General features: G+C 46.0%; 19 protein-coding genes. 7 read left to right on the top strand and 12 right to left on the bottom strand.

Annotated features, from left to right (window positions below):
- Positions 1 to 380: 380 nt before the first annotated feature.
- Both ald and NWE73_RS06990 read right to left on the bottom strand, forming a co-directional pair.
- Positions 381 to 1,487, bottom strand: coding sequence for an alanine dehydrogenase (gene ald / locus NWE73_RS06995; RefSeq protein WP_277577582.1), 1,107 nt, complete (start codon positions 1,485 to 1,487; stop codon positions 381 to 383).
- 185 nt (positions 1,488 to 1,672) lie between these two features.
- Positions 1,673 to 2,518 (bottom strand): carbon-nitrogen hydrolase family protein, encoded by an 846-nt coding sequence (locus tag NWE73_RS06990; protein WP_277577581.1) that lies wholly within the window; start codon positions 2,516 to 2,518, stop codon positions 1,673 to 1,675.
- A 218-nt stretch (positions 2,519 to 2,736) separates the two neighbouring features.
- Here NWE73_RS06990 and NWE73_RS06985 point away from each other — a divergent pair, with 218 nt between their 5' ends.
- Positions 2,737 to 3,372: an AlkZ-related protein gene (locus NWE73_RS06985; RefSeq protein WP_277577580.1), complete on the top strand. Its 636-nt coding sequence runs from the start codon at positions 2,737 to 2,739 to the stop codon at positions 3,370 to 3,372.
- A 21-nt stretch (positions 3,373 to 3,393) separates the two neighbouring features.
- Here NWE73_RS06985 and NWE73_RS06980 read toward each other — a convergent pair whose 3' ends face one another.
- The 3 genes from NWE73_RS06980 to NWE73_RS06970 all read right to left on the bottom strand — a co-directional run bounded on the left by NWE73_RS06980 (position 3,394) and on the right by NWE73_RS06970 (position 5,715).
- Positions 3,394 to 4,011 (bottom strand): hypothetical protein, encoded by a 618-nt coding sequence (locus NWE73_RS06980; RefSeq protein WP_277577579.1) that lies wholly within the window; start codon positions 4,009 to 4,011, stop codon positions 3,394 to 3,396.
- Positions 3,978 to 4,469, bottom strand: a complete 492-nt coding sequence (locus tag NWE73_RS06975; protein ID WP_277577578.1) for a hypothetical protein — start codon at positions 4,467 to 4,469, stop codon at positions 3,978 to 3,980. The genes NWE73_RS06980 and NWE73_RS06975 overlap by 34 nt, the downstream gene beginning before the upstream one ends.
- A 97-nt stretch (positions 4,470 to 4,566) precedes the next feature.
- Positions 4,567 to 5,715: a hypothetical protein gene (locus NWE73_RS06970; protein ID WP_277577577.1), complete on the bottom strand. Its 1,149-nt coding sequence runs from the start codon at positions 5,713 to 5,715 to the stop codon at positions 4,567 to 4,569.
- 355 nt (positions 5,716 to 6,070) lie between these two features.
- Here NWE73_RS06970 and NWE73_RS06965 point away from each other — a divergent pair, with 355 nt between their 5' ends.
- Positions 6,071 to 7,723: a hypothetical protein gene (locus tag NWE73_RS06965; protein WP_277577576.1), complete on the top strand. Its 1,653-nt coding sequence runs from the start codon at positions 6,071 to 6,073 to the stop codon at positions 7,721 to 7,723.
- Positions 7,724 to 7,813: 90 nt separating this feature from the next.
- On the opposite strand, the gene lpxC is transcribed toward NWE73_RS06965, so the two are convergent.
- The 5 genes from lpxC to ruvC are packed head-to-tail and all read right to left on the bottom strand — an operon-like array spanning position 7,814 to position 11,873.
- The gene (gene lpxC, locus NWE73_RS06960; RefSeq protein ID WP_277577575.1) at positions 7,814 to 8,722 is read right to left on the bottom strand and encodes a UDP-3-O-acyl-N-acetylglucosamine deacetylase; all 909 of its coding nucleotides are present in this window, start codon (positions 8,720 to 8,722) and stop codon (positions 7,814 to 7,816) included.
- 18 nt (positions 8,723 to 8,740) lie between these two features.
- Positions 8,741 to 9,745 carry an asparaginase gene (locus tag NWE73_RS06955; protein WP_277577574.1) on the bottom strand — a complete coding sequence of 335 codons (1,005 nt, stop codon included), beginning with the start codon at positions 9,743 to 9,745 and terminating at the stop codon, positions 8,741 to 8,743.
- A gap of 39 nt (positions 9,746 to 9,784) precedes the next feature.
- Positions 9,785 to 10,789, bottom strand: coding sequence for a Holliday junction branch migration DNA helicase RuvB (ruvB, locus tag NWE73_RS06950; RefSeq protein WP_277577573.1), 1,005 nt, complete (start codon positions 10,787 to 10,789; stop codon positions 9,785 to 9,787).
- Positions 10,786 to 11,367 (bottom strand): Holliday junction branch migration protein RuvA, encoded by a 582-nt coding sequence (ruvA, locus tag NWE73_RS06945; RefSeq protein WP_277577572.1) that lies wholly within the window; start codon positions 11,365 to 11,367, stop codon positions 10,786 to 10,788. Before ruvA ends, ruvB begins: the two co-directional genes overlap by 4 nt.
- Positions 11,364 to 11,873 carry a crossover junction endodeoxyribonuclease RuvC gene (ruvC, locus tag NWE73_RS06940; RefSeq protein WP_277577571.1) on the bottom strand — a complete coding sequence of 170 codons (510 nt, stop codon included), beginning with the start codon at positions 11,871 to 11,873 and terminating at the stop codon, positions 11,364 to 11,366. The genes ruvA and ruvC overlap by 4 nt, the downstream gene beginning before the upstream one ends.
- A gap of 59 nt (positions 11,874 to 11,932) precedes the next feature.
- Between ruvC and NWE73_RS06935 the strand changes: the two genes are divergently transcribed.
- The 5 genes from NWE73_RS06935 (at position 11,933) to NWE73_RS06915 (ending at position 21,358) form a co-directional block, all read left to right on the top strand.
- The gene (locus NWE73_RS06935) at positions 11,933 to 12,760 is read left to right on the top strand and encodes a tetratricopeptide repeat protein (RefSeq protein WP_277577570.1); all 828 of its coding nucleotides are present in this window, start codon (positions 11,933 to 11,935) and stop codon (positions 12,758 to 12,760) included.
- A 55-nt stretch (positions 12,761 to 12,815) separates the two neighbouring features.
- Entirely contained in the window at positions 12,816 to 13,382 is a 567-nt protein-coding gene (efp, locus tag NWE73_RS06930; protein ID WP_277577569.1) for an elongation factor P, read from the top strand.
- 154 nt (positions 13,383 to 13,536) lie between these two features.
- On the top strand, positions 13,537 to 14,586 hold the full coding sequence (locus NWE73_RS06925) for a hypothetical protein (protein ID WP_277577568.1): 1,050 nt from the start codon (positions 13,537 to 13,539) through the stop codon (positions 14,584 to 14,586).
- Complete coding sequence (locus tag NWE73_RS06920) at positions 14,583 to 18,563, top strand: translocation/assembly module TamB domain-containing protein (RefSeq protein ID WP_277577567.1); 3,981 nt, start codon at positions 14,583 to 14,585, stop codon at positions 18,561 to 18,563. Before NWE73_RS06925 ends, NWE73_RS06920 begins: the two co-directional genes overlap by 4 nt.
- A complete protein-coding gene (locus tag NWE73_RS06915; protein WP_277577566.1) occupies positions 18,560 to 21,358 on the top strand; it encodes a BamA/OMP85 family outer membrane protein in 2,799 nt (932 codons plus the stop codon). The genes NWE73_RS06920 and NWE73_RS06915 overlap by 4 nt, the downstream gene beginning before the upstream one ends.
- A gap of 37 nt (positions 21,359 to 21,395) precedes the next feature.
- On the opposite strand, the gene NWE73_RS06910 is transcribed toward NWE73_RS06915, so the two are convergent.
- Both NWE73_RS06910 and NWE73_RS06905 read right to left on the bottom strand, forming a co-directional pair.
- The gene (locus NWE73_RS06910) at positions 21,396 to 22,034 is read right to left on the bottom strand and encodes a hypothetical protein (RefSeq protein WP_277577565.1); all 639 of its coding nucleotides are present in this window, start codon (positions 22,032 to 22,034) and stop codon (positions 21,396 to 21,398) included.
- A gap of 109 nt (positions 22,035 to 22,143) precedes the next feature.
- Positions 22,144 to 22,422, bottom strand: coding sequence for a helix-turn-helix domain-containing protein (locus tag NWE73_RS06905; protein WP_277577564.1), 279 nt, complete (start codon positions 22,420 to 22,422; stop codon positions 22,144 to 22,146).
- Between the last annotated feature and the right edge of the window lie 180 nt (positions 22,423 to 22,602).

Here is a 22,602-nt window from a genome sequence, read left to right as displayed (position 1 = left end):
AGGTCCACCAAGTTAAGGTGAGGGTTAGTTTTTTGGGTAATTAACACCCATCAGAAATCTACAAACACAGACAACTGATGATTCACGCTTCATCTTTTGATGCGCCATAGACCCCAAAAGATGGCAGGCACCTTTTTTTATTTATTGGTTGTGAAACGAAATTTGGTGAGGCGGTTGAGCTTTGCTGCTGCGAAAAGAGGCCTTCGCCGGCGCACGATGCGCGAACCGGGCGCAGCCCGGCGGCGACGAAGCAGGACGCTGTGCCGACTGAAGTCAGCAGCAAGCTCAACCGTCTCACCAAATCCCCGCATTTACGATCCACAAATAAAAAAGGGAGTCTTGCGACTCCCTTTTTTGAAACTCATTTTTTGCGTAACGTATTAGCCTTTGTAAGCTACGTATGGCATGTGAAGATCTTTTGCTACTGGCTCGTAAACAACGTTGCCGCCGTAAACGTTCAGACCTTTGCGAAGGTGCGCGTTTTTAGCAACCGCATCTTCTACGCCCATTCCAGCAAGCATCAAACCGTACTTAGTCGTTACGTTAGTAAGAGCGTAAGTAGAAGTTCTTGGTGCAACGCCTGGCATGTTTGGTACGCAGTAATGGATTACGCCATCAACTTCGTATGTTGGGTTTGTGTGTGAAGTTGGACGGCAAGTTTCGATACAACCACCTTGGTCAACCGCAACGTCAACAACCACAGAACCTTTAGCCATTGAAGAGATCATCTCTTTAGAAACAAGAGTTGGAGCTTTGTGACCAGTGATCAATACGCCACCGATAACAAGGTCTGACTCACGAACTGATTCTTCGATATTTTTTGGATTCGAGAACAAAGTCATGCAACGACCTTGGAAAACGTCATCAAGGTATTCAAGACGAGCTGTGTTTACGTCAAGAATAGTTACTGAAGCACCAAGACCTACTGCCATTTTCGCAGCGTTCGTACCAACAACACCACCACCGATGATTGTTACTTTACCTGGCTTAACACCAGTAACGCCACCAAGAAGGATGCCTTTACCACCGTGATCTTTTTGGAGGTAGAAAGCACCGATTTGCGTCGCCATACGGCCCGCAACTTCAGACATAGGAGTCAACAAAGGCAATGAACCGTTATCCAATTGGATCGTTTCATAAGCGATTGCTTTAACTTTACGTTCGCAAAGAACTTTAGTTAGTTTTGGCTCAGCAGCCAAGTGAAGGTAAGTGTAGATGATTTGGTTTTCTTTCATCAAATCATACTCTTCAGGAAGTGGTTCTTTCACTTTCTGAATCATGTCTGCTTTCGCATAAACTTCTTTTTTGCTGTCGATGATTTTTGCGCCAGCTTTTTCGTATTGTTCGTTCGTGATACCAGAACCGACACCAGCATCTTTTTCAACGATAACTGTGTGACCTTCTTTTACGTACTGAACAACACCCGCTTCAGTCATACCTACGCGGTTTTCAGAAATTTTGATTTCTTTTGGAACACCGATAATCATGTCTTTACTCCTAGAAGGCGCCTGTTCCATCAGCCTTTGAAAACCAAAGTCCAAGCGCGTTATTTATCTTTAGTAACTTTGGAAATATGCCAGAATAAATGCCGCCTCGGCAATAAAAACCAACTGACAACACCCTTCGTATTGCGGCCTGCTGAAAACAGCCTAGCCGCGTCAGATGACTGAGCTTAGGACTGCTTAAAGTTGAGGGTGTCACCTTTAGAGCGAACGTGATCGACCTTATCCAGATCAAGCTCGGCATACAACCAGCCCGGTTCGTTAACCTCGCCTTTGGCAACGATACCATCTTCGGGGAAACCCTGGTCTGCAGGACCATAGACCGCGGCGAAACCATTGTTTCTGTCTACAGCCAAAGACCAGAGAGCTTCTCCGACAGTTTGACTCACGATCACATAAAACTGATTTTCCAAAGCACGGGCTCTGGCTCCGATATGAACTCGGTGTGCACCTTGCAAATCTTTTGTGTAACTTGGAGCCAACAAAATTTTGATGCCTTCTTTAGCCAACTTATTCGCGGACGTGGGAAATTGCACATCATCAGACATACTCACGCCGATATCGCCCAGGCCAGTTTCGAAAACCTGCAGTGATGCATCCCCTGTGACCACTCCCCATTTTTCATTTTCCAAGCGTGAGGTATGGTTTTTTTCCTGAAAGGACACTCCGCCCGAAGGACCGAAGAAATAGGCGCGATTGACGGTTTCTTTTTCTTCATTCAACACCACGATTGAGGGGGCGAGCAAAAAGCATTCGTATTTCTGTGCCAAAACCTGATAGGTCTCCACGAATTCATCATGCAACTTCGTCATCTCTTTGATTTGTGCAGAAAGACTCTTTTGCACTTTTTCAGGCATCACGGAGAATAATTCCATGGAACCGAATTCAGGGAAGACTAACAGTTTTGCGTGATTACTGGTCGCCTCTTGCACCCAAGATTCCACATAGTCTTTCCAACCGGCAAGATCTGTGTGTTTTTGGATAGGATATTGTGCAGTTGCGATACGAAAACTCATTCAGGGACCTCTTTAGAAATTTTGCTAATTATTTTGCTATGTAGCTTCTACGTCTTAGCCCGTGGCTTGCCAACCTAAAGATCGGATGTGGGCTCTTTTTGAAAATATGTATCCAAAAGATTTTGTCTTTTGCCGAATTCTGGTTGGTCTCGGCAGACCAAGCATTGAAAACATCGAAAACTCTATTCAAACCCCTCCGAATTGCTTAACTTTGATCCATGAGAAAAAAAGCCCTGGCTGCGATTGAAAAACATGGAATTCTACTGGTTTACCCCATTCAAAACCAAAAAGATCCGGCGTCGCTATGGTACAACCTCTTCCCGCGTACGCCAATGCGCTGGGAGTGGGATGCGGGTGGCGATCACAAGGTGTCGGATCTTTGGCTTTTGAAAGAAGAACTGTCTCGCTCAAATCTGGTCGTCTACACGAAGTGGTATCAGAATCGCGCGACTTTTTTCTCTAAGGAAGTCTTTGTTAATATGATCGCCTATCTGCGCAGTGATTCCCCGTTATCGAATGAAAGCACTACGATTTTAGAGGCTCTCGAAATGGATTCTCCCCTTTCCACGAAGCAAATCAAAGAGGCCGCGGAACTTCAGGGAAAATTTATGGAAGCTGCCTACAACCGTGCGATGAAAGCTTTGTGGCAGCGTTTGTTGGTGGTCGCTTGGGGGGAAGTGGAAGATTCCAGTTTTCCGTCTTTGGCCGTCGGTGCGACTAAAAACATCTATGAAGATCTATGGAATGAAGCCGCAAGGATATCGCCAAAGCAGGCCGAAGCTTTTCTAAATAGCAAGTTCACCAGCGACAATAAGTTCTGGAAATTCGCGCAGAAGATTCGCAAGACTTTTTAAACATTTTTGAAAGTCATGGCACTAAATTCCGGCGCCGCATGTTCCATCTGGGCGAAGCTTTCCACCCAGGTTTGTGCAGAAATCACAGTGATTTGCATTCCAAATTCCGCCCATATATGAACAGACCTGGAAATCATCGTGGCAAGTTGTAATAACATTGCTGGCATTTACGGAGTAATAGATTGGAATATACTCGATAAAGTCAACTTTCCGATTACTTCCCAAACGAGTTCCCGCAATCATAAGCTTGGCATTTACTTTTCCCGCTGATCCAAGATTTTTAATACTTTGTAACTGAATACTGGAAATATGCATTCGACCGCCCGCCCAATCTTTATCTGCCCCTAAGGTCGGAGAAATCGCGATCAACTCTCCAGCTACGGAATGTTTCCCTTCAAGTATCGCCGAGCATTTATCTTCCTCCGCCATAATCGCAGCCACTTCAAACCTCAGATCAACGCCGTCCATTGAATTCATCGAACTCATTTGGGATTTCATCATATAAGTATGAACAGAAAAAATTGCGAACAGAACGATCGCGGCAGTGGCAGTTGCCGCCAACATCTCAACCATTGAAAGACCTTTGTTGTTTACTTGAATGTTCATCACAACGACAACTTGCAGATCGCGCCATCCCAAGTGCCTCCAAGTTTTTCACAGATCAAACATCGGCCTCCTGAATACGTCAGCCCCAAATCCTCGCAAGCCTTCTGAGCGGAAACTACAATTCGACAGTCCGTAAGATTTCCTGATCCATCTTCCGCATAAATGGCACTAAAACTGGCTCTTTGAGCGGTTGCGCCAACTGCATCCTTGATGTTTTTGGTATAAATCGCAAACTCAGCCTGCTTCAATCCTCCGCCCAGATCAATACGATTCTCTAAACTCATTTGATTGATAGCGAATCCTTTATCCGCGCTTAAAACAGCGACGCCCGCATTGGTGGTCGATTGAAAACCGCCACTGACCTTGAACGAGGTTCCACTTAGTGTCACAGCATTTTTACACAAAGAAGGATTGGCAAAAATAACTGAAAGCTCATGCTTGATTTGAGCGTTCATGACGTGATCGCGATAAATTCCACCGACTTTCACCATATTTTGAGACCTCGACAAAATTGCAAGAGTCGCAACTATTGACACTGCGGAAATTACCAAAATGGTCATTATCAGAGCAGATCCTTTATTGGATTCTTTAATGGCAGCCGATATCATTTGCAACACCTACCCGCCCCCCAGATCCTCGTCCACCACCCTTAAATATAATTTTAAACTGGGTTCCCGTCGAACAACACCCCCCAATCATGATCCCTGATTTGCCAGAGTAACTGCACATAGCCCCGTTATTAGTCGCCCCGGTGATCGCGGTACTGCCTCCATCGGAACAAGTTATATAGCACAGCTGAGGATATTTCGTGCCCTCGTCGCCTATGCGAATATTCCATCCACCATTCACTGACCCAGTGATGGTGCATTCACCAATGCCATCCCCGTCATAGGAGTAGCTTGTAAGCGCGCACCATTTATGCACGCCCAAGTTCTGAAAAGTATATCCATTGTACAAACTACGAGTCGTGACGGACATCGTTGCCGAACCATCGTCCACGACCAGAGGTGCCGGAGGAGGCACAACTGGCAACAATGGCTTTTCAAAGATAGAACAGGTTCCATCTGCTAGTCTTGAACCGCCGAGGCTAGAACAAAAATCACAAGAAACGCCATTCCAAAAGCCCTTCAACGCCAGGCAGTTTGAATAAGGTGACTTGGTAGAGAGACAACTCGAAATCACGCCCCCAGAAGCAGTGTAGTAAACAGGAACATTGATATTAAAACTACCAGTACCAGCTTGTTCCAAACCACTGCCTTTAATACTGTCTTTCAAGTTGCCTATAATGGACAAAATAGCTCTATAAGTTCCTGATCCCAAATCCCCTGAAATATTGGTTAAAGTGATACTCTTCAAAGAAACGCGATCCAGAATTGCGACCTGATCACTGGTCTTCGTTGAGGCAAGGTCGACAGCCTTGGTGCTATTCATCGAACCTAAAGAATTTAAATTCACCTTCGTATTTTCCGTTGAAACTGTGCCCAGCAACGCACGAGTGCAGTTGTCGGGATTGTCAAAGATTGTTGTAAGTTCCTGATCCAAATTAGTGCGTTGTTGGCTGATGGCAGCACCGACTCCAGATTGAGAAATAGCACCAGCCATCTTCATGGTTCCCATGACCACCACGGCGGCGGCGGCCATGGCTCCCAGAACTTCAATCATGGAAAAACCAGCATAGCCCAGGCCACCATGAAACAAATGGTCCTTTTTTAAGAAAGCTTTCCCTCGGTATGACATTCTCGGCTCGATTCGTTTCTACAATTATCTCGCAGATACTGATCTTTTCATACCGAACTTCAGTGTACTTTTCGCTCTTTTACCCGCGCCTCGTTGGTAATATCGGTGAAACTATTCGTTATCTATTTTTCGACTCTGAAATCACAACAGGAAGCCCACCCATTTTTTTATATGTAGAGCGAATACAGAGGACTTCAGGAGATAGTCTTTGACTATCTTTTAGACAGCCATAAATTATTTTCCGAGTCCCTGAGAACACAGGATTTCCATAACTATATTTCGTATATTCCTTGGGTTTATTAAATCTCACCCCAAACTCCGACGAAATCGGAGGGTAGACAAACGAGGAATTACGATGAAAAACTGGAGTGCCTTGATTTTATTGCTTTCCCTCAGCTCTGCTGCCCATGCAGCTCCCAGTTCCGACTGGAAAATCACACAACCTAATTGGACGGAGCAACACGAAGCCCTCTTTGGCCAGTTCGTCACTCAAATTGCCACCGCGGTTGAAAAACGCCAGTGCGGCACTGTTGCCGACTGCTTGAAAAGCCCTGCAAATATATACTACGGCACAGATCCTTCGGGACTGCGCTATTACGCAGACTGCGCCGACTTCCCTTATTACCTTAGAGCTTACTTTGCGTGGAAAAATGGCCTGCCATTTTCTTATGAGCGCGAGCTAGCCCCTCGCCCATTGCCGACCGGCGAAAAAGTCAGCGATGTTCGCTATTCTCCTAATGGCAATGTCGTTGTGAAAAGAACTGATCTGATCACTAAAACGGTTTTGATCTTTAAAAACAGCTATCCCAATGCCGTAGAAATTTTAAATGACACTTTTGCTGATTTCGTTTCAACGGCGTCTTACCGCATGAGCGGTCTCGATGAAGGTGCGATGTTTACGGATCTGTATCCGGTAAAAATCTCACGCGATGCGATTCGTCCCGGCACTGTGGTTTACGATCCGAATGGTCATGCGGCGCTTATATACAAGGTTACTGACGAAGGCCGTATTTACTATGTCGACGCTCATCCTGACAACTCGTTGACGACGGGCTTGTTCACTCCGAAGTTCTCACGAAGCAATCCGAATCAAGGTGCGGGCTTTAAAAACTTCCGTCCTTTGATGTTGGTCGATGCCAAGCCCGACTCTAGCGGCGCTTATGTAGGCGGCAAAATTGTTGGATTGACGAACTATCAGCTTCCTTTATTCGGAACGGAACAGTTTGTTGGTACTAATCCAGATCCTTCAGGTGACTGGAAACAAGGTAAATTTATTCTGAACAACCAAACCGTGAGCTTCTATGACTTTGTTCGTTTGAAGCTGACCATCGGCGCTCAACATTTGAATCCGATTGAGGACATGAAGAATCTTGTGGCAGATATCTGCTCAAGCCTGAAAGACCGTGTCGCAGCCGTGGATGCCGCTAGAACTTCTGGTGTGCAATTGAAACCTCACCCAGAGCGTTTGCCGCTGAATATCTACGGCACAGATGGAGAATGGGAATCTTATGCAACTCCTTCACGTGATGCACGCTTGAAGGTCTCTTTCGCAGATCTTTTGAATTCGGCGAAATCAGCGGTTGAAAAATACCGTGCGCACGATCCATCGATCAAATACAACGGTGGCAATTTGGCGCAGGATCTTTTCCAGGCTTATGCTCAAGGCGCGACAGCTTGTCAGTTCTCGTACACAACATCCAATGGCAAAAGCGTCTTGATGAACCTCGAGGCCGCTAGACAAAGATTGTTCGCCATGAGCTTCGACCCTTATCACTGCGTAGAATCACGCTGGGGTGCCCGCCTTCCGCAAGAATTGGAAGCTTGCGCTGACGATGCCAATAAAAAACAGTGGTATCAACAAGAGCAATGGCTGCGCAATCAAACCGATCGTCGCTATGACGTCCGCATGGACTTTAGCTTGTATGAGCTGAATGGCCCTAAGCCAGGAGTTGGAGTAGCCGCTCCACCAGATGTAGACATTGTCACTTACTTGAAATCGCAAATGTAATAAAAAAAGCCCCGAGAGATTCGGGGCTTTTTTTATGCAAAGCTTATTAAACTTTCTAACGCAACTGCGACACCAAAAGTGTGTCCGTACCTAAAGAGGTACAGACCAGCCAGAGTAGCGTTCGACTTCTTCAGAGATGTCGGCGCCGAGTTCGACGTGACGGTAGGAATTTGGTGAATCCCAGATCTTTCTGACCAGTTTGTTCATAACGTCGTGACCTGCTTTGTAGAGAACAACATGGCCCATCAGTGGCATTTCCAGAGTGACCAGGTCACCGAGGGCGTCCAGAGCTTTGTGCCGAACGAATTCATCCACCCAGCGCAAGCCTTCGGGGTTCACGACTTCGGAGTTATCCAATACGACACAGTTATCAAGGCTTCCGCCCTTCGCCAAACCACGCGCTTGTAAAGCTTCCACGTCTTTAAGGAATCCAAAGGTCCGAGCGCTTGCGATATCACGACCGAAAGATTGTTCATTGACGTCCAGATCAACTGTTTGCTTACCGATTTTTGGATGAGGGAAATCAATGGTCACCGTCACACGCAGTCCATGATAAGGGACGACGTAGGCGTGTTTTTCGCCTTCACTAAAATAAATAGGCTCTGTGATGTAACAATACTTACGGGGTTGATCCTGCTCAACAATACCCACATCGAGAAGGGCTTTTAAGAAAGCTCCGGCGCTGCCATCGCAGATTGGAATTTCAGGGCCATCGAGTTCAATAAAAATATTATCAATGCGCAAAGCCGATAGTGCGGAAACACAGTGTTCGATCGTTGCGACTGAAAAAGCCTCCCCACCGATGGTGGTCTGGTGAGAGGTCGCCTGAACATTTTTAGCGCTGACTTTTAAAGAGGGAGAACCTGACAAGTCCGTGCGGATAAAGTAAACGCCGGTATCCGGAGGAGCTGGCCTGAAGGTCAGAGTGCAGGGATCCCCTGAGTGAATCCCAATTCCATTAACTACTGTTCTTTTACGAATGGTCTTTTGTAAAAACATACATAGAGATTACTCCAACTATGTAGGCTTCGCAATCCGCAACTGCCCGACCACATCGCCTTTCCAGTTCGTGACTGAAGGCTGTGAGTATTTTGAGAGAGACTTCGCTTCTTCCAAGGTCAAGCCGCCCAATTGCAGCAAAAGTTGCACTGTCGCGAGTTGGGTTGCGCGCCCCGCCCCGTCAGCACACTTCAAAGCGAAGGCCATTTTCTTTTCTGGCAAAAACCCCGCCATGACTCCCTCTGCGCCGCCCTTCACTATAGCTCGACCCTGTGTCTTTTCGATCACAGCTGTTGCGAATTCGTCACTGCCGGAAATGAAAAAAGGATTGTTGGTCACAGCCTTAAGAATGCGCTCACACGCGGCTTTGCGCGCCGGAGCTTCTTTGGAGTTTACAAAAACTGACATGCCTGTGGCGATATGCTGCAAAGGCACCGCATAGGATGGAATACCACAACCATCAATGCCAGAGGCGGCTTTTGCATGATCGTACTTCATCGTTTCAGTCAAAACTTTGCGCAATCTTTTCTGCGCATTATGATCGAGTTTTTCGTAACCTTCGGGATTTTCGCCCAGATGAAGACAAGTCGAAATAATAGCGGAGTGTTTTCCAGCACAGTTATTACAAAGCACCGTGGGCTTTTGCCCCCGACGGATGAAATCATGGGCACTGGCTTCATTATATGGCAAATGCGGGCCGCAGACATAACAGCTTTCCGGAATCTTTGCTTTTTCCATCCACTGACTCAAAGCTTCGAGATGAGCTTTTTCTCCTCGATGAGAAGCACAGGCCAAAGCAATATGCTTTTCTTCCAACTGAAACTTGTCAGCAGCGCCTGATTCAATAAGTGGGATTGCTTGAAGCATTTTAATAGCACTGCGTGGAAACGTCAGATACAGCGCATTTCCCCAAGAGTGCAACAAGCTGCCACCCTCATTGACGACGGCAACCATCACTTGATGCACACTCTCGACCGCTTGGCCACGCACGACTTCAACGATAATGGGCTGCTTAGAAAACATCTCTTCACTCTCCGGGACATGCCCGTCGATATGACGAGCTTATTTATCAAATTGTACTGAAGGCAGTACTGAGTTTTTAGCGTACTCTGTGATCACACGGCCTCTTTGAGTCTTTTGGATAAATCCTTCTTGGATCAAGAAAGGCTCATACACGTCTTCAAGAGTATCACGTTCTTCACTGAGGGCCGCAGCTATTGTATCAATACCTACAGGGCCTCCGTTATACTTTTCTAGGATCAGACTCAAAATACGACGGTCCATAAGGTCCAGACCAAATTGATCCACACCCAGCTGATTTAGAGCATAAATCGCAATGTCTTTATCAATGATCCCATTGCCTTTGACCTGAGCATAGTCGCGCACGCGCTTTAGCAGGCGATTCGCCACACGGGGCGTCCCACGCGATCTGCGTGCCACCTCAGCGGCTCCCTCTTCATTCATTTCCACTTTGAGAATCTCTGCGGATCTCATCAAGATTTTCTGAAGAGCCCCTTTTTCATAGAATTGCAGGCGTTCGACAATCCCGAAACGGTCTCGGAATGGCGGGTTCAGCAAGCCAGCACGAGTGGTCGCCCCGACCAGGGTAAATGGCGCCAATTGAAACTTCATTGAACGCGCACCCAAGCCGTCACCGGTCACGATGTCGATATAATAGTCTTCCATCGCTGTGTAGAGATACTCTTCCACATGACGACTAAGACGATGAATCTCATCAATAAATAAGACAGAGTGAGGTTTGAGCGATGTCAAAACCGCCGCCAAGTCGCCTTTTTTGTCGATGGCCGGAGCTGAAGTCATTTTCATTTCAGCACCCATGTCATTGGCAATAATCTTTGCCAATGTGGTTTTCCCCAAACCTGGGGGGCCGCTTAACAAAACGTGATCCAAAGGTTCGCCACGATGTTTTGCCGCTGCCACGAAAACTTTAATTTTCTCTTTGACGTTTTCCTGACCGGGAAAGTCTTCAAAGCGCTGGGGACGAAGTTCGTTTTCCCAGGCCTTTTCCCCGTCGCTGCCAATATCACCTTCTAAAATGCGACTCATGATAATGATCCTGACAAAGTCTGGAAGCCCTTACGAACACCATCTTCAACTGTGATATCCACGGGCAATGTCGCCACGAATTGATCCACGTGCTGTGATTTATAACCAAGATTCAAAAGCGCTGACGTGATTTGCGTCAATGATTCTGATTTCGTTTTTGAAGTCTCTTCAATTGAAACAAGTTTTCCCTTAAGAGTCAGGATGATTTGTTCCGCTGTTTTTTTGCCAACCTTAGGTAGCGCTGACAAACCTTTGGCGTTTCCGGCCTCGATCAATTCATGAATCGCCGCTGGACGACCGCCTGACAAAATACTCAAAGCCATTTTTGGACCCACGCCATTCACTTTTAGCAAAGACAGGAAAAGATTTTTCTCCTCTTTATCGTGAAATCCAAAGAGCGTCAGTGCATCTTCACGCACATGGGTGTGAATCCAGACAATGATATCGTTACCCAAAAGATTTTGAAAATCTTGAAGTGTGTTTGCTGAAGCGTGAATCTCATAACCAACGCCATGAACGTCGATCAATGCCGAATCGCCCATCACTTCGATAATTTTTCCGCGTAAATATCCGATCATAAACTCACCGCTCTTTGTAAGATCAATTTCTTTTTTAGTTCGAAGGCATGATGGCAAGCCATGGCCAAGGCATCCGAAGCATCAATTCGATTGATGGCTTTAATATTCAGCATAACTTTCAGCATGGCCTGAACGTCTTCCTTGCTGGAACCGCCGTTGCCGGTGATCCCTTTTTTTACGGATCTCGTGGCGTATTCCGACACTCCCGCTTTTCCCAAACCCGCTTCATACATGATGACGCCACGAGCATGCCCGAGCTTAAAAGCACTGTCGACATTTTTACCGAGGAAGATTTTCTCGATAACAACCTGATGAGGTTTGTACTTTTCCATCACTTCACGAAACGCAGAACCCAGTTCGGTCATGCGCGCATGAAAAGATTCGTCGGCATCCATGACAATCACACCGTGATTGATATGTTCAATTTTTCCATTTTCAACGCGAACAACGCCGAAGCCGGTAATGCGGGAACCGGGATCTACCCCGAGGACTGTTAAGCTGCTCATAGGGATAATTTCATGCTGAAGCTATTGCTTAGTCAATGAATCTGCTTTAGTATTTTTCTATGCCCAAGATAGAAGCAAGCGCCATCGAAAAATATCAGACGCTCCTCGCGAAAGACCCTAATTCTCAGGTTTTTGCGCCTTTGGCTGAAGCATATCGTGAAATGGGCATGATGAAAGAAGCTCTTCAGGTTGTGACTTCTGGCGTTCAACGCCATCCGCAATTTGTTGGAGGATTGGTCACATACGCAAAAATTCTGCGTGATGCGGGCAAACTTCCTCAGGCCTTGGAGACTTTAAAAAAGGCCACCAACCTGGCCCCCGAGAACATTCTGGCGCATCAACTCACGGCCGAAGTTCAACTTGGCAGCAAAAATCCCAAAGAGGCACTAAAAGCCTTCAAGATGGTTTTGTTCTTAAATCCAAACTCTAAAACGGCTCAAAAAGCGGTTCAAAAATTGGAATCACTGACAGCGGACGAGTATGACGAAGAAGTTTTTGCGATGGCAAAGCTTCCCAATGTGAACTTGGATGCCGCCCCTCCGGAACGCCCTCAAGCCACATCGCCAGCAATTCCAGAGCCGATGTATAAACCAGCGCCTCAGCCTAAAAACAAGGCAATGGAGCGCATGTTGTCCCTGATCGACGCTTTCATCGTGCGCAACGACCTGGAAAAAGCCCATGCGCTTTTAAAAGATACCCGCGTGGAATTCGGCGACCATCCTGAAATTGAAAGACGCATGAAAACCCTCCAGGTTCGTTATAATGAACCCGAGGAGGCCATGCCTTTGAAGCCTTTGCGTTCACGCGAAGAACTGATTCACCAGAAAAAGCTCGAAACCCTTGAGATGATGCTTCGCAGAATCGAAGAGTACCGAGCACAGGGTTGACCGCCCCCCGCCTTCTCAGCTTATATTAATCCTTTCAAAATGAGAGGATTTTAGCATGTACGAAACATCAGACTTTAAAAAAGGCCTTAAGATCATGGTTGAAGATAAACCTTACGTGATCGTGGACTTCCAACACGTTAAGCCTGGTAAAGGCAATCAATTCAGCCGCACAAAATTGAGAAATATGCTTACTGGCCAAAATCTTGAAGTCACTTTCAAGTCTGGCGAAAAATTCGAAGTACCTAACGTTGAAAACAAAGAGATGTCTTTCTTGTACAAAGACGATTCTGGTTACAACTTCATGTCTCAAGAGACTTTTGAGCAAATCGCGATGAGCGAAGAGGATCTTGGCGAATCAAGATTCTATCTTACAGAGAACCTCAAAGTTGTTGTTTTGTTCTACAATGAAAAAGCCGTTGCTGTTGACGTTCCAAAAGCTGTGAACTTGATGGTTGCTAAATCTGATCCTGGTATCAAAGGCGACCGCGTTTCTGGCGCGACTAAGCCTGCGACTATGGAAACAGGCTTGGTAGTGAATGTTCCTCTACACATCAATGAGGGCGATGTTCTTCGCATCGACACTCAAACTGGTGATTACGTAGAACGCGTTAATATGAAGTAGTTGAGGCAGAAATAGCCTCTACCTCTTGCCGTAAAAATACTTACGTAACGCAAGATATTAAGTCTCCGCTAATACTCATTTTTATACCAAAATAATGAGTACTGCCCGCCCCCGGCAAAAGCCGAAGGGTTCAGCAGATAGCGGAGGCTTTTTTTTGTCCAACTTCATTGAGTTAGAAATTCAAAATTTGCTCAATCAGACTCAAGATCTCGACGAAGTGGCCGCACGCCTCACTAGCACAATCGAATCATCCCCGGACCATTTTAATCTCGACAATATTACGGCCTTCGCCCGCTTTCTAAATTTCTCAGGCAAACACCAGAAGTTGGTGGAATTTATTTTGAGTCATCTTGAAAACGAAAGCTTTCCAATTCCTTGGCCGTATTTCTTAGAAGCCTTAGGGCACGCGACTTTGGATCTTGATGAAAAGACCGTCAAAGCTTTGCTCGAGGGAATTATTGAATCCGGAGCTGAAGCGGAAGCTGCGCGCTCACAAGCGCTCAATAAATACGAACCCCTCCTTGGTGAATGGCGCAGCAATAGAAAATACAAAATTCATAAAGACTATCTGAAAAATAAGAAAATCTTGCTCGACATGTTGATCACGCTTCGCACGCAGCAACTCTACGAACAAGAGAAACATCTTTTGCAACGCCTGCAAAAGCTTTATCCGGATGACTCCGACATCCAACGCGAAACCCGCGAGCACAAACAGCGCTACGCTTTGGAAATCCTTTCGCGCCGTTCGCCCAAAGCACGCGAAGCCAACACCGATGATCTAGAGCAAAAAGATCCTGAAACTGAGGAAGCATTGCGTGCGCTGCTTTCATCTTTGCTTGAACATGCAGAGCAAGATCCAGAGATGGCCTTTGATTTTGCGATTGTCGCTTTCATGCTGGAAAGCTACGAGGCCGCTCTGGAGATTTTGGAATTCAGCGAACAAACTGAATCCTATCTTTGGTTGCGTTTGGAAATACTTTTGAAGTGTCGCCGCTTCGTAGAGCTGCTGACTGAAGTGGCGCAGGTCGAAATGCTGCTGTCTCATGAACCGGAAACTTTCTTCGCCACCGCTTATCTTCGCGCGCAGGCACTCTGGGGCTTGGGACAAAAACACACGGCTATTGAAGTCATGGAAGGCCTCCTTGCCTCCCGCCCTCACTATCGGGCAGCCAGTGCGCTGCTCAATATCTGGAGTGGCCAATGAAGCGCGTCTTCTGGATTCTGATCACACCCACTCTTGCATTCTTGGTTTTATGGAGCTTGGGCACTTGGCTGATCATTCCCCGCTTGGAAACATGGGGTTTGCAGGAGCTGCAAAACTATTCCAAGTCATCTCTGCCTGTGGAAATCACGGCGGGGAAACTTCGCTTGCGCATTCTTCGTCCTTCTTTGGCGTTGGAAGACATCACCATTACGCCAAAAGGTGACCTCGCTAAAATCACCTCCAGCGTTCGTGTTACGAGCGCACGTGTTCATCTGGATTTTCTTCAGCTTCTTGGTGGGCGCGTGAATCTGTCTGCGGTGGTCGTAGATTCACCAGAGGCACGAGTCAACATCGACTCCCTACTGGAAGACAAGACTCCGCCTAAAGAAATCCCCGTCGACCAGATTTTTGCCTTTGCAGAGAAACTGCCGCTGCAAAAGATCTTTATCCAAAATATTCATGTTCTGGTGGAATCAGAAAAACTGGGCTTTGCAGTTGAAGTTAAAAACGGCGGCTTGCTGCTGACCAATATGGGAAAAAACATCACCGGCAAGGCTGATGTTCCAGATCTGCAAGTGCAAACGAAAGAACTTGGCCATTTCGCTGGCTCTTTCGACACCCACGTATATCTCACTCGGCAATCTTTGCGCATCTTACAACTAGGTGCTCATCTGGATCAGTCTGAATTCATTTTGCGTGGAGAGCTAACTCCTTTCAAAGATCTGACGATCAAACCTTCGGGTGTCCTCTCTTTGTCTGCGAATATCGCCTTGGCAGATATCTACAACGAGATGAAGAAGGTTAAACCTAAACTCAAACTCCCGGAACTTGCAGGACAGTTGAACACCGAGATCGAAGCTCGCTTCAACGGCAAAGACGATGTCAGAGGCAAGGTTGAGGTTAATTCTCAAGCCGTCGTAGTTGATAAATTTGAGCTGGGAAGTGCCAAAATTCAGGGTGAGTTTAAAAATCGCCTTGTTTCCATCTCCGAAGTTAAGATCAATCATCCAGCCGGCACCGCTTCATTGCTCAAGTCACAAATTGAATTGGATGGAGACTTTGACTTCAAATCTCATGTCAAAGTTGAGAGCCTGGATTTACAGAAGCTTTTTGTTTCATTGGATCTTGCCAATATTCCGGCTGGAATGTCAGCAACGGCGGAACTGCCTTGCTCTGGCAAAATCAAACCCACTTTCAGCATGACCTGCGATGGTTCACAGATCCGCGCTGACAATATCTGGGTCAAATCCGAAAACAACAAAAAGGGCACTGCGCTTTTAAACTTGAAATCGATGTCTGCAAACGGACGCATGCAGGTAACACCCAAAGCCATTGCTTATAACGCAAATCTTACGTTGGGTGACAGCACGGGCTCCAGCGACGGTGTCATTGACTTCGATACTGGATTCAAGATTTCCTACAAGACCAAAAAACTTGATTTCAAAAATGTTCAAAATCTTGCCAACCTAAAAATGCAAGGAAGCGCTAGCATCGAAGGCACGACCGAGGGCAACACCTCCACGGCAACCTTTGATATGAGCGTTAACGCACGTGATTTCATTTTTGAAGATTTTAATTTAGGCAATGTGATCTCAAATGTGAGTTTGAAAAAAGGCCATCTGCTTTTCCAAGATCTTGCTGGCGCACAAAACAAAACTCAGTACATCGGAAATCTCGATGTCGATCTGAACCACGACCGGGTCTCAGGCAGCGTGAGTTCGCCGACAACCGAGCTTGCCGATGTGGCAACAATCTTGGACGGCTTTTATCGCTTCCCGATGGGCCTGCAAGGAACTGGCGCCGCAAAGGCCCGCTTCGATGGACCTTTGAATTTTTGGAAGTTGAATTACAAAGTTGAATCCAGCTTCAAAAACGTTTTCCTGGGCAAAGAAAACTTTGATCAACTCCACTTCAATGTGGAAGCCACGAATGGAAACATCAAAACCCAAAAAGTTCAGCTCTTGAAAAACTCTTCCGTCGTCAATGTCACTGGCGGCATCAGCTCGGAACAAATTCTTGGTCTGCAGATGGATGGTAAAAACTGGAAATTGGAAGAGTCCAACATAGTTGCGGGTATTAATTCCAACATCTATGGAACATTAAATTTCTCTTCTGAGATCAATGATTCGATCAAAAATCCCCATGTGATGATCAAAGGTGCCATCGTGGACACCATCGTTGAAGATCAAGATCTGCCAAACTCCAACTTCATTCTTCGCACGGACAAGCGCAGCCTTTCCGGTCAAGTCAGCCTTTTTGGCGACAAGGTCAACGGTGAATTCCAATATCCTTACGAAAAAGGCGCCGCTCCGCTATTGATAAAGATGAAGACGATCAACTGGAGCTACTCAAATTTGCTGGCTTTGGTTGGCGGAGCTAATTTGGCTTCCGAATATGATTCCAATCTTTCCGCGGTGATCGACCTCCGCTCCGACAGCGGCGATCTCTTTAGATCAACCGGCAAAGTTCATATAGATAACTTCTTCCTTAAACGCAGCCACATGAGCCTTGCCAATAGCGGTCCGGTGGATATCACCAGCGAAAATGGTTTGATTAATATTAAGAATTTCGTGCTTAAAGGACCAAGTAATACCATTCGCATTGGCGGCAGTAACTTCACCACCGAGCGTTTGAATTTGAATATCGATGCGCAAACGGATCTGCGTCTATTGCAAATCTTTATGCCATTCCTGGAAGATCTGGGTGGCCCATTAAATATCTCAGCTGGCATCAGTGGCGCCCTGACAAAACCGGAAATTTTGGGAACGGCAAATCTTAAGAATGCCTATGTCAAAATCAAAGGCTTCCCTCACGCCATCGAAAAACTTTCCACGGAAGTGTCTTTCTCACAAAGCCGAATTCTAATTGGTGATATCCGAGGCCAGATTGCTGGCGGTACATTGGCGGGCGAAGGCAGCATTATCATTAAAGGACCGAAAGACCTACAGACTTCAATCCAAGCGCATTTGGAAAATGTCTCTTTGAATGTTCCCGATAAAGTTCGCACCAGCGGCAATGCCGACCTGGCTTTTGCGGGGCACTGGTTCCCCTTCACTTTGTCTGGGGTTTACCATGTGACTGGCGGATTAGTCGAAAAAGAGTTCACGGACAGCACTGGTGGCGTGGCTGGAATCAAGCAAAGTGTGTACTTACCAAAGGTCCTTCGCGAATCACAATTCGAGCCTGTTCTTTTGGACATTCAGATCATTTTGGATCGCCCGTTGCCGGTGAAAATGTCTCTTTTTGAAGGTGCAGTTCTAGGAAACTTGCAGGTCAAAGGGCCTCCCACCAACCCTATTCTTTCTGGCAGAATCACTGCGGATCGCAAATCAAGATTGATCTTTAAAGACAAATTGTTCGACGTGCAAAATGCGACCATTGATTTCACAGACCCCAACGAGATCAATCCAAATCTGTTCGTGACGGCGAATTCTCGTATCAACGAATACGACATCACGTTGATCGCACAAGGTTCTGCGAAAAATCTGAACATTAAAATGAGCTCGGTTCCCCCATTGAGTGATCAGGATATCGTTTCTTTGATTGCCCTCGGAGTCACTTCAACCAGTCTGGATCAAACTGCGGGACAGCAAAAATCCGTCGCTGAACAAACAGGTTATGAAATTGGTTTGGGAGTCATCACCAAACAGGCCAATAAAACCCTGGAAAGCACTCTTGGTGTCACCTTCGACCTTGCGGTCACCTCGCAATACGACTCCCTTCGCAATATCAGTATTCCGAAGATCACTTTAAGCAGAAAATTGTCGGAACGAGTGAAGGTTTCAGGCAGCCGTCCCGTAAGTGGCGATGTCGTCGGTTATGATGTAAAACTTGAGTATTTGCTAAACGCAAATTATACGGCCATTGGTTCTTACGAAAACAAGAGCCTTTATGAAAACTCAATCCTTCAAAATACTCCTCAGGAAACGGAAAACGTGTTCGGTCTTGATCTTGAATTTAAGCGGGAGTTTAAATGATTTTTTCCTCTCGCGCTTTGACTCTCTCAGCCGCTTTGCTGATTACCTTGGGAACTTGTTCGGCTTGGGCTAAAAAAAATATCGACCTTTCCAACTTCCCAGCAGAAGTGCGCGCTGATATTTACAAACGCTTTCCACAGGCCCAAAATGATCGCATTGGTTTGGACCAAGTTGATGAGATCATTCGTTTCATTCAGCTCCGCCCTGACTTTGATCGTTTGCAGGTCCTAGACAGCGGCAATGTCTACAAAGTGACCTATATCAAAACAAAGCGTATTGGCGAAGTGCAGTTCCAGGGATTGAAGTATCTTTCCAAGTCTGAGGCCGCCAACTATTTGGCAATTAAATCCGGCGACGTCTTTGATCAGCAGACTTTAATTGATCAAGGTGAAAAACTTCGTCAAAGCTATAAAGACCTGGGTTTCTTCAATGCCGTCATCGATATCGAAATGCCACCACGAGAAGATGGCAACGTTGATATTCACGTTAAAGTGACTGAAAATAAACGCACCCTGGTCGCAAACATCATCCTGCAAAGCGCCAACCAGGAACTTAACAAGTCTTTGGCCATCAAACTCGAAAAAGTTGTCGACGATCCTTTAACCGATAAAACTTTGGCGGATATCAACAAACGCGCCCGGGATTTTTTAACTAAAGAGCATTATGTTCGCGCCGATCTTACGGGTCCGACAATCTCTTATAGTAAAGACGAAGCCGAAGCCACTTTGACTTATCGCCTGGAACGAGTTGAAAAGTATGCCTTTGAGTTCAAAGGCATTTATTTGCTCAGCGAACGAAAAATCAAGAATGCGATCGATCTGGATACCTTCTATTCTGCGAACCCAACAATCGGCGCCGAACTTGCACAAAAAATTCGCGCTTACTACTTGGCGGAAGGTTATGCGCGCGCCGAAGTGAACCAGCAGGAAGTAGAAACCAATACTCCCTTCTTTAAGAAAATTGTTTTTGAAATCGACGAAGGCCCACGGATAAAAATCCAAGACATTGTGATCAATGGTAAGTTCAGCCGAAAGCCTGCCTACTACAGCCACTTTATTAAGACTCACAGTTCAGAGATTGTTGATAAGGGCTACTTTAACAAGGATGACCTTGATACGGGCGTGCGCAATCTGGCTTTGCAGCTGCAAAACGAAGGTTATTTGCAGACAAAAATCGTCTCGACTCGCTTCCAATACAATCGCGACAAAACGGAAGTCACTCTCTTCGTCAATCTGACCGAGGGGCCTCTGACAGTTATTAAAGCTGTGGAGTTCAGCGGCAATAGTGCTTACTCCAATGAACAGCTTCTTAAGGTCACAAGTCTGAATCCGGGACCTCTAAAGCTTAGTCAAATTGAAGCGGCAGTTTCGAACATCAAAAATTATTATAAAAACAATGGCTATATCGAGATGCAGCTTCTGAATGAAAAAGAAGATCTCGTCACCTACGACGAAACCAGCACTCAGGCCATTCTTCATTTTAAGATTTTCGAAGGCCCCCAAGTACGCGCGGCCTCCATCGTCATTGAGGGTAATAACTTCACCAAAGACTATGTCATCCTCAAGGAATTGGACGTTGAACCGGGGCAATTGATCACTCCACAAAAGATTGAAGACTCGATCACTCATCTGCAACGTACGGGATTCTTCAGCACCATTGAAGTGCGCACTTTGGAAGAAAAAACCACTCAAGCCAACCGCACGGTTTTGGTGAAAGTAACAGAACGTGATCCAGGTCTTTTCACGGTGGGTGCCGGCGCGACAAATGAGCGAACTTTCACTTTGCGTGGATACACCAGCATCGCTTATCGCAATCTTCTGGGAACCGGACGCGGTCTTTCTTTGCGCCTTGAAGGAAATTACAACGTCACTGAGTTTAAATACCTGGAAAGTAAAATTGTCCTGGGCTATTTGGAACCTTATTTGTTTGATACAAAACTGCGTGGTCGCATCAATATCACTCGTTCCAGTCAAATTACCGATTACAATGTCGGTCAGATCACTGACGTGAATTCATACACCTACTCTCTGGAAAAAGATCTGACCACCCATATCCTGGGAACTTACGACGTTTGGTCAATGGCGCAGGTAAAAGACTATGGTTTGGATGAACGCTATCCTTACCAACCGACCCGCCAAGACATCGTCACCACGGGCCCCAATGTGGACTTTGACTATCGCGACAATCCTTTCACACCTACCCGTGGAACTTTCACTCGGGTCACTGCAGAATACTCAGACCCGGTTATTGGTTCTACGGAAACAATCAAGTACTGGCGTGCGGTGGCCAGCTTTACCCACTACTGGCATGTGGATCGCTGGCAGAAACAACCCGTTGTGTGGGCCAACCAGGTTCGTGGCGGTTATCTCAAAAACTTGGCACAAACGAATTCGAATATTAATGGTGTCCCATGGGATAAAAAGGGATTCAGCCTTGGTGGAACTTCAACAGTGCGCGGCTATGAAGCCGGGACTGAGTATTTCCCGAACAATAAAGACTTGGGCATTGAAGGCACCAGTAACAAGTACTATCTGACGACAGACTCTACGATGTTCTTGATCAAGTCAGAATTGCGCTTCCCTGTTTACGGCAGTTTGGGCGGAGCCGCGTTCTACGATGCCGGTGAAGTTCTGATTGAGGGCTTGGATATCAAAGAACCTTACCGAGCCTCCACGGGCTTTGGAATTCGCTACAACACCCCAGTCGGACCATTAAGTGTCGATATGGCTTGGAAGCTGAATATGCAGCCAGGGGAAAGTCCTTGGAGAATTCACTTGTCGATCGGAACCTTCTAGGGGGACCGCTATGTAAGCGGTGCCTAACTTTGGACCGCTATGTAAGCGGTTCCACTCTCAAAACATTAACATAGCCGATTTGGTCTTCGTCCTTAAATAGAGGGGCGATCCAGTTGGCTTTGTTGCGTAGTTGCAGTCTTTCTAAAGAGTACCGCTCTGTGATCAGGTGGACACCCACGTCGAGCAATAATGGCGTCAGTTGTTTTCCTGCGAATACGGGAACTGCCATTTCAAGAATTCTTTTTGTCACTTCATCATCTCGCTCATACAAAGAAAACCAAGGGCGGCAGTAGATATCTTCGATCGTGTAACTGGTGTATTCAAAGTAGTTGAAGGTTCTAAAAATCTGCAGGTGATTTGAAGTGTAAAATTCAACCACATCACCCTTCTCGATCAACTTATTTACATCTTCATGAAAGTAGAACCCGTGATGCTCACGAGCCTCATTAACCAAAAACCGAGCATCCGAGATGCTATGCCCTGCCGCCTGCGTCTGTCGACAGATGCCCAAGTATTCCTTCAACTCTTCACAAACCGATTGTTTCATCTCATCCGAAAGCGCACTAAAAAACGGCAAAGAGTCCATTTGATATGGGCGGACCACCCAACCTTCTTTTTCAATCAGGTCGCTCAGCTCTTCACTTAGAATTTTAAACTGCTTGGCGAGAACGTGCATGGCTATAATTTCACCTAAATAATAACGAGTTTATCTCAGGTTTAAGCTATAAAAAAGCAAAAAGCCCCAATTTAGGGGCTTTTTACCTATTCATTTTAAAGAAATAATCTTAGCGTGCTTTGCTTGTAGCAAATTTTCTGCGTAAATCCTGAGTCACCTCTTGGATAGTCGCACTGAGTGTCACTTCAAAAAGATCTTCTGCAGATACTTTATAAAGTTCGCCCAAACGTTTCAAAGCGTTGATTGGTGGGTGAGACACACCACGTTCCCAATTAGAAATAAACTGCGGAGTTGAATAACCCAATTTATCTGCAACATCTCTTTGTGAAAGGCCTGCCGCTACACGTTTTTGTTTCAAGAAATCTGCTAGCATATTTTTTTGTTTCATGTGATTTCCACCTAAATTTTATTTAGAATAAACATAATCAGTTAAATGTGACAAGCATTTGCTTTTCACTCTTGCGAAAGATTAACTCTTTCAATGCCTTCAAACTTACGACATCCTAAACAAACACAGTATACATGGAAATAAATAAATTACTTCCTGTTTTTTTACAAACTGCCTTAA

Source organism: Bdellovibrio svalbardensis, assembly GCF_029531655.1.
GTDB classification, from domain to species: Bacteria; Bdellovibrionota; Bdellovibrionia; order Bdellovibrionales; family Bdellovibrionaceae; genus Bdellovibrio; species Bdellovibrio svalbardensis.
Note: the sequence above shows the minus strand (reverse complement) of the source record. Positions and strands in the feature narration are given on the sequence as shown.

Coding starts and splice junctions, on each gene's coding strand:
- ald (WP_277577582.1), bottom strand. CDS start 1,487: ATGATTATCGGTGTTCCAAAAGAAATCAAAATTTCTGAAAACCGCGTA.
- NWE73_RS06990 (WP_277577581.1), bottom strand. CDS start 2,518: ATGAGTTTTCGTATCGCAACTGCACAATATCCTATCCAAAAACACACA.
- NWE73_RS06985 (WP_277577580.1), top strand. CDS start 2,737: ATGAGAAAAAAAGCCCTGGCTGCGATTGAAAAACATGGAATTCTACTG.
- NWE73_RS06975 (WP_277577578.1), bottom strand. CDS start 4,469: ATGGTGAAAGTCGGTGGAATTTATCGCGATCACGTCATGAACGCTCAA.
- NWE73_RS06970 (WP_277577577.1), bottom strand. CDS start 5,715: ATGTCATACCGAGGGAAAGCTTTCTTAAAAAAGGACCATTTGTTTCAT.
- NWE73_RS06965 (WP_277577576.1), top strand. CDS start 6,071: ATGAAAAACTGGAGTGCCTTGATTTTATTGCTTTCCCTCAGCTCTGCT.
- lpxC (WP_277577575.1), bottom strand. CDS start 8,722: ATGTTTTTACAAAAGACCATTCGTAAAAGAACAGTAGTTAATGGAATT.
- NWE73_RS06955 (WP_277577574.1), bottom strand. CDS start 9,745: ATGTTTTCTAAGCAGCCCATTATCGTTGAAGTCGTGCGTGGCCAAGCG.
- ruvB (WP_277577573.1), bottom strand. CDS start 10,789: ATGAGTCGCATTTTAGAAGGTGATATTGGCAGCGACGGGGAAAAGGCC.
- ruvA (WP_277577572.1), bottom strand. CDS start 11,367: ATGATCGGATATTTACGCGGAAAAATTATCGAAGTGATGGGCGATTCG.
- ruvC (WP_277577571.1), bottom strand. CDS start 11,873: ATGAGCAGCTTAACAGTCCTCGGGGTAGATCCCGGTTCCCGCATTACC.
- NWE73_RS06935 (WP_277577570.1), top strand. CDS start 11,933: ATGCCCAAGATAGAAGCAAGCGCCATCGAAAAATATCAGACGCTCCTC.
- efp (WP_277577569.1), top strand. CDS start 12,816: ATGTACGAAACATCAGACTTTAAAAAAGGCCTTAAGATCATGGTTGAA.
- NWE73_RS06920 (WP_277577567.1), top strand. CDS start 14,583: ATGAAGCGCGTCTTCTGGATTCTGATCACACCCACTCTTGCATTCTTG.
- NWE73_RS06915 (WP_277577566.1), top strand. CDS start 18,560: ATGATTTTTTCCTCTCGCGCTTTGACTCTCTCAGCCGCTTTGCTGATT.
- NWE73_RS06910 (WP_277577565.1), bottom strand. CDS start 22,034: ATGCACGTTCTCGCCAAGCAGTTTAAAATTCTAAGTGAAGAGCTGAGC.
- NWE73_RS06905 (WP_277577564.1), bottom strand. CDS start 22,422: ATGAAACAAAAAAATATGCTAGCAGATTTCTTGAAACAAAAACGTGTA.